This is a genomic window from Algoriphagus sp. (assembly GCF_013373065.1).
In the GTDB taxonomy this organism is placed as follows: domain Bacteria; phylum Bacteroidota; class Bacteroidia; order Cytophagales; family Cyclobacteriaceae; genus Algoriphagus.
In genome coordinates, this window is sequence record NZ_JABXIN010000022.1 from 128,187 (window position 1) to 134,837 (window position 6,651).

At 40.2% G+C, this 6,651-nt stretch carries 5 protein-coding genes; all 5 read left to right on the forward strand.

All coding sequences use genetic code 11. The features are described 5' to 3' along the window. Nucleotides 1-76 precede the first annotated feature (76 nt). Complete coding sequence (locus HWE15_RS14145; protein ID WP_290508195.1) at nucleotides 77-2,491, forward strand: penicillin acylase family protein; 2,415 nt, start codon at nucleotides 77-79, stop codon at nucleotides 2,489-2,491. Nucleotides 2,492-2,493: 2 nt separating this feature from the next. Further along, nucleotides 2,494-2,865 (forward strand): hypothetical protein, encoded by a 372-nt coding sequence (locus tag HWE15_RS14150; RefSeq protein WP_290508196.1) that lies wholly within the window; start codon nucleotides 2,494-2,496, stop codon nucleotides 2,863-2,865. A gap of 110 nt (nucleotides 2,866-2,975) precedes the next feature. Further along, a complete protein-coding gene (locus HWE15_RS14155) occupies nucleotides 2,976-3,494 on the forward strand; it encodes an ArsR family transcriptional regulator (RefSeq protein ID WP_290508197.1) in 519 nt (172 codons plus the stop codon). Nucleotides 3,495-3,792: 298 nt separating this feature from the next. Beyond that, on the forward strand, nucleotides 3,793-6,366 hold the full coding sequence (locus HWE15_RS14160; protein ID WP_290508198.1) for an SLBB domain-containing protein: 2,574 nt from the start codon (nucleotides 3,793-3,795) through the stop codon (nucleotides 6,364-6,366). Between the two features lie 16 nt (nucleotides 6,367-6,382). Further along, the coding region (locus HWE15_RS14165) for a 3-hydroxyacyl-CoA dehydrogenase NAD-binding domain-containing protein (RefSeq protein WP_290508199.1) at nucleotides 6,383-6,651 on the forward strand (269 nt) is incomplete at its 3' end.

The following is a 6,651-nucleotide window of genomic DNA, read 5'->3' on the forward strand; positions in this document are numbered from 1 at the left end:
AATTTCAAGCGCCGCCTAATGCATTGATTTTTTGGTTTTTCTTATATTGCCAGCCTTTGAATCATCCTTTCATTTCATGAAGACTTTCTCATTCATTTTAGTTTTGCTCATCACGGTTGTCTTGGGTAATGTGGTATCTATTCCCATGGGCCCGGCACCACCAGTTGCGCCTTTACTTGATCCCAACCATGGCTTTTGGCAAAATATGTATAGTGAGGATCAACTGGCTGAGGAAAATATTCAACTAGAGGGTCTTTCTGCTCCTGTTAAAGTTGCTTATGATGAAAATCTAATTCCGCACATTTTTGCTGAAAATGAAGAGGATTTATATCGAGTTCAAGGTTATGTTACTGCCCAACATCGGCTTTGGCAAATGGAATTTCAGACCATGGCCGCTGCAGGTAGAATATCTGAAATTGTAGGGCCAGTGGCCTTGGAGTTGGATCGGATGACAAGAAGAAAAGGATTAGCATATGGAGCAGAGCTCGGGTATGAATTCGTAAAAGAAACTAATCCCGAAATGCTAGAATTATTGGAAGCGTATGCAGATGGCGTAAACCAATATATTGAAAGCTTAAATGATGCACGCTTACCTGTGGAGTATAAAATATTGAACTACCGACCAGAGAATTGGTCGTCTTTCAAATCCTTACTGCTCCTGAAATACATGTCAGATATGTTGGTAGGAGATCGCGATTTAGAATTTTCTAATCTTCGAAAAATCTTAGGCGAGCAAAAACTCGATGTCTTATTTCCTGAATTTCCAGAAGAAAATGATCCTGTAATTGAGGCGGAGCGAATCTGGGATTTTGAACCCGTCTCAGTGGTTCCACCGCTTGAAAATAGTTATCCAAATGATGAACTAGTAATTGATCCCTTGCCACAACCTGAAGAAGGCGTAGGCTCAAACAATTGGGCTGTATCAGGTTCCAAAACCAAAAGCGGTAATCCGATTTTGGCAAATGATCCGCACCTTAGCCTCAATTTGCCTTCCTTATGGTACAGTATGCAGCTCAGTACTCCAGAACATCGCGTAAAAGGAGCAACCTTGCCGGGTGCGTTGGGAGTGATTTCCGGGTTTAACGAACATATTGCTTGGGGCGTAACCAATGCCACCAAAGATGCGAGAGATTGGTATAAGATTACATTTGAAGATGATTCGAGAAAAAGCTACCGGTATGGCGAAGAATGGCGGGAAGCAAATCACCGAATCGAAGAGATTAAAGTTAAAGGCCAAGATTCTTTCTTCGACACGGTAGTATATACGCATTATGGGCCTGTGGTCTATGATCATTCCTTTAGAAGTGATCGTCAGGATGTGAATTTTGCTTTAAAGTGGACTGCTCATATGGGGTCCAATGAGCAATTAACTTTTATCAAATTAAACAAGGCTCAAAATCATGCGGATTACAATGAGGCCTTAAATCATTATACCGCACCGGCTCAAAACTTTGTTTTTGCCTCTGTGTCTGGAGATATTGCTATGCGGATCCAAGGGAAATTTCCTGTCAAATGGAAAGGTCAAGGGAAATTTTTCATGGATGGTGCAGATCCCCAGATGGAATGGCAGGCATTTATTCCTAACGAGCATAATCCAAGTACTTTAAACCCTGATCGTGGGTTCGTTTCATCTGCAAATCAACATCCAGTAGATCCTTCTTATCCTTATTATGTCTTCGATAATAGCTATGAGCATTATCGAAATAGACGCCTAAATAATCGGCTTCGTGAAATGAATTCGATTACGATTGATCAGATGAAGGAATTGCAATTTGATGATTATTACCTCCATGCTGCGGAAGCCCTCCCTGTAATGCTGGATTTATTAGGAAATCAGGAACTTGATGATAAAGCGTCCACCTATCTGGCTGAGTTGGAAAGCTGGGATTACTATGCTGATCCCAATCAAAAAGCACCAACCTTATTTTATATTTGGTGGTCTAAAACCTTTAATCAGGTTTGGGGTGAATGGAGATCTTGGGCTGTTCCTGTCGTTCTGCCCAATAATTATCAGACCGTAAAACTGATGGCAAATACACCCTCAAGTGAATTTTTTAATTATGAAGGAACTGAAAAAGTGGAAACTGCTCGAGATCATGTTAGGGCCGGATTTATGGAAATGGTAGAGGCCATGAGGGAATGGGAAGAGCAAGAAGGTGATTATACCTGGGCAAATTATAAGCGTACCAGTATCCAACATTTGGTTCCTCAGTTTAGACCTTTCTCTGTTGAAAATGTATATACTGGAGGAGGTAGAGGGATTTTGAATGCTACCAGCGAGCGACATGGCGCCAGTTGGAGAATGGTCGTAGAATTAGGGAATCCAATCCAAGCATTTGGTATTTATCCAGGAGGGCAATCCGGAAATCCGGGAAGTAAATTTTATGCAAATTTTATATCAAAATGGGCAAATGGGGACTACCTGAATTTTAACCTCAGAAGTGAAGATCAAGAAGAAAATTTGTTGTTTCAAACCACCTTTACAAACTAATTATGAAATTCCTAGTTTATCTCTTTTTAGCCACTGCCCTAGTTTTAATATTGAATCCCTTTATACCCTTTTGGGGAGTGATGATTGGATTGGGAGTTTTGGCTTTGCTACTGAAACCTGGTGGAGCTGCAGCATTTTTTGGTGGAGGTTTTGGGATGGGAATTGCCTGGATGGGCCTAGCCTTCTACCTTACTGCCGAAACAGGAAGTAGTCTACCGGATAAAATGGCTCAGTTATTTGGCCTGGGAAATGGGACTTTGCTCTTATTGGCAACAGGCTTTCTAGGCTTTTTGCTAGGTTCTTTTTCTTCTTGGAGTGGACAACTTCTTCGAAATGTTTTCAAAAGAAAACCAGAAAATATTTACATGGGATAGGTCTTAGATCTTTGCTTTTGTTTTTAATTCTAGGAAAAATAGGAGAAAAATAATTTCATCGATTCTTCCAAATGAGTACCTTTGGTACTCGATTTCACAATTAATTTTTAATGCTGGATTCTCTGATCACCTCAAAGACTCGATTGAGGCTATTGGTTAAGTTTTTTGTGAATCATCAAACACAAAGCCACCTGCGAGGATTGGCGGATGAGTTTGGTGAATCTACCAATGCTATTCGAAAAGAGCTAAATAATCTCACCCAAGCTGGGGTTTTGGTGAAAGAGTCGGATAAGAACAAAATATCCTACAAGGCAAATACTAACCACCCGTTTTACATAAATATTCGAGATATCATCAGAAAATATTTAGGACTGGATAAGCTTCTGGAACAGATTCTGGAGAGAATGGGGGAGGTTGATCAAGTAATGCTCGTGGGTGATCTTTCCAGAGGAGTTGATTCTGGGAAAATAGATGTAGTTGTGATTGGAAAGGACTTAAACCAGGATTATATCAAAGGCTTGACCAAGCGATTGGAGGAATTGATCAATAGAAAAGTGATTTTCACTTTAAGGTCCAACCGGATGGAATCTTCTGGGTTGGTTCTATTTGATAGAAATATAGGGGTCTAGGTTTGACCTTAAAACTTTATGCAGGAAAAGCTAGGTGCAAAATGGGACCGAAAGGGCGAAGCTGTATTCGATGTCTAGTTTTAAATCCTAAATTTGCTTCATGGAGATGGTAAAGAACTTAAGTTTAACTTAGTCAATCAAAATATTCTTACCTTCAATTCCGTAAAAGGTTGAGGTGTTTTTCATTTAGTTTTTTAGAGTTTATAGCTGTTTTCAAATTAATTCATTGAATTCATTGGAAAAATTAAGAATACAAGACAGGGATATAAATCGAATTGCTTTCCGAAAACTATGGTTAGTGATTTTTGCTTTCCTAATTGTCGTAGGATCAAGTTTGGCTCAAAACCTTTCTGATATTCAAAACCTGAGAGTAGATGATTTATCTAATGCTCAAATAGAACAGTTGGTGAAAAGAGCCCAAGCAAATGGAATCAATTCCAGTCAATTGGTTGTCTTAGCCCAAGAAAGGGGGATGCCGCCTTCAGAGGCTGCCAAACTTTCCAGAAGGATCAATGAACTAATGAATGGAGGGAATGGCCAATCTCAAGTTCAAACAGGTGGTTTCTCAAGAAATCTAGATCAAACAGGTGGCGTCGATGTATTTGATTCCTTGCGAAGATCAGATCCATACTATGATTTGACTCCCGAACAGAAGAAGATTTTCGGGTTTAAATTATTCCATAATCGTGAATTGGATTTTAGTCCGAGCTTGAACATCCCCACACCTTCTTCATATGTTATTGGTTCCGGTGACCAATTGCTTATTGATATTTATGGTGCTTCCCAACAATCCTATGATTTAACAGTAACCCCTGAGGGTAGAATTTTTATACCTAATGTGGGACCTGTTCAAGTGGGAGGATCAACCATTGAAGCAGCACTTTCCCGCTTAAAAACCAGTTTGGGAAGAATCTATTCCGGAATGTTGGGTAATTCACCAAATACATTTATTGAAATGCGCTTGGGGAATATCCGGTCCATCAAAGTTTCTATGGTCGGAGAAGTCACCAAACCCGGAACCTATACGCTGCCATCTTTTGCGACTGTTTTTAATGCCCTATATGTTGCAGGTGGTCCGAATGAAAAAGGTGCTTTTCGAAGAGTGCAAGTATATCGAGATTCTAAACTAGCAGCTACTGTAGATATTTATGATTTTTTAATCAATGGAAATCAAGCTTCTAACATTACGCTACAGGACAATGATGTGATTATTGTTCCAGCATATCAGGCTAGGATCGAGTTGATCGGGCCAGTAAGAAGAGAGGGATATTTCGAAGTTGTACAAGGGAATTCTTTGGCGGACATCTTCAAATTTGCCGGAGGATTTTCTTCGCTGGCATTTCAGGATCGAGTTACTATCCGCAGATTTGAGGATAATCAGCGGAAAGTTATCGATGTTAGTTCCTCAAATTTTGATTCCTTTATGCCCAAAGATGGAGATGAGGTTTTGGTTGGGGAAGTATTGGAGAGATTCCAAAATAGAGTACAGATAAGTGGGGCAGTCAATCGTCCAGGAGAATATTCCTTTGAAGAAGGCATGGGGATTTTGGAATTAATTGAAAAAGCTGAAGGACTAAAACCTGAGGCGTTTACAACGCGTGCAACCCTTTACCGAACCAATTCAGATTTAACTCTAGGTGCAATTACTCTGGATTTGAAAGGAATTTTAAATAATACTTCTGAGAATTTAGTCTTAAAAAATGAAGACCTTCTTTTTATTCCTAATCGGTATGATATTCAAGAAGAATATTATGTCAAGATTTCGGGGGAAGTGAATTTTCCGGGAACTTATCCATTTGCTTCTAATATGACGATCGGAGACTTGGTTCTTCGGGCCGGAGGATTTTTGGAATCTGCAGCAAACAGTTCGATCGAAATAGCAAGCAGGTCACGGGATGCTAGCAGTGGAAAAATCGCAGAGATTTCAACCTTGACTATCAATGCTGATTTGGAATTAAGTCCAGAAGAGGCTTCGATGCCTTTGACCCCCTTTGATCATGTTTTTATCAGAAAAAGTCCCGGCTTTGAACGGGAACAAATTGTGGCAGTTCGAGGAGAGGTTCGGTTTCCAGGAGAGTTTGTTTTAGGAAATGCCAATGAGCGGATATCCGAATTGGTGACGAGAGCAGGAGGTTTATCACAATTTGCATATCCTAAAGGTGCTAGTTTGATCCGTCGGACTGTTTATTACAAAGGAAAGACGGAGGAGGAATTACGAGAAGAAAGCCTTCGGCAAATGTGGGAGCGATTAAATCCTGAAACAAACAGGGATTTGAATGAAGCGGAAAAGTTACTATTTGAGCGAGTGGATAAAAAGCTTTCTGAAATCGAACAGAAAAGAAAGGAAGAAGGAGATAACCAACCTGTTCTTGATGAATTTTTCACTTTTTCTGATACGATGTCTATTGACCCAGAATTAAATAAGGCTCGATTTAAGGAAGAGGATTTAGTGGGGATTGATTTGGAATATATCATGAAGAACCCCGGCTCAGAAGCCGATTTGATTTTGATGGAAGGAGATATCCTCCAAGTTCCGAAAGAGCTCCAAACTGTTCGGATGGTAGGAGAGGTTTTGATGCCTACCACTACCCGATTTGATAAAGGAAAATCTTTGAAGCATTACATATCCAAAGCAGGAGGGTTTACTGAAAATGCCAGAAAAAGTAAGTCCTACGTAGTTTATGCAAATGGAGATGCCGCACAAACTCGAAGCTTTTTGGGAATAAAAAATTATCCTACTGTTGAGCCAGGTGCTGAAATTGTAGTGCCACAAAAACCTGAAAGAGAACGATTGTCAGCATCGGGTTGGATAGGTATTGCCTCTAGTTTGGCAACTTTAGGAATTTTAATTGAACGATTATTTACAAATTAATTTTACTGCTTAGTTTATGAAAATTGCCGTAGTAGGAACGGGCTATGTAGGCCTTGTATCAGGCGCATGTTTTGCGGATGTAGGGATCGAGGTAACCTGTGTTGACATCGATCAAAAGAAAATAGATAAACTCAAGAAAGGGATTATGCCTATCTACGAACCGGGATTGGAGGAGATCGTGGTTCGGAATTATGAAAGTGGCCGTTTGCATTTCAGCACGGATTTGGGAGAAGCGATCCAAGGAGCAGAAGTCGCATTTATTGCTGTGGGAACTCCTCCTGGGGA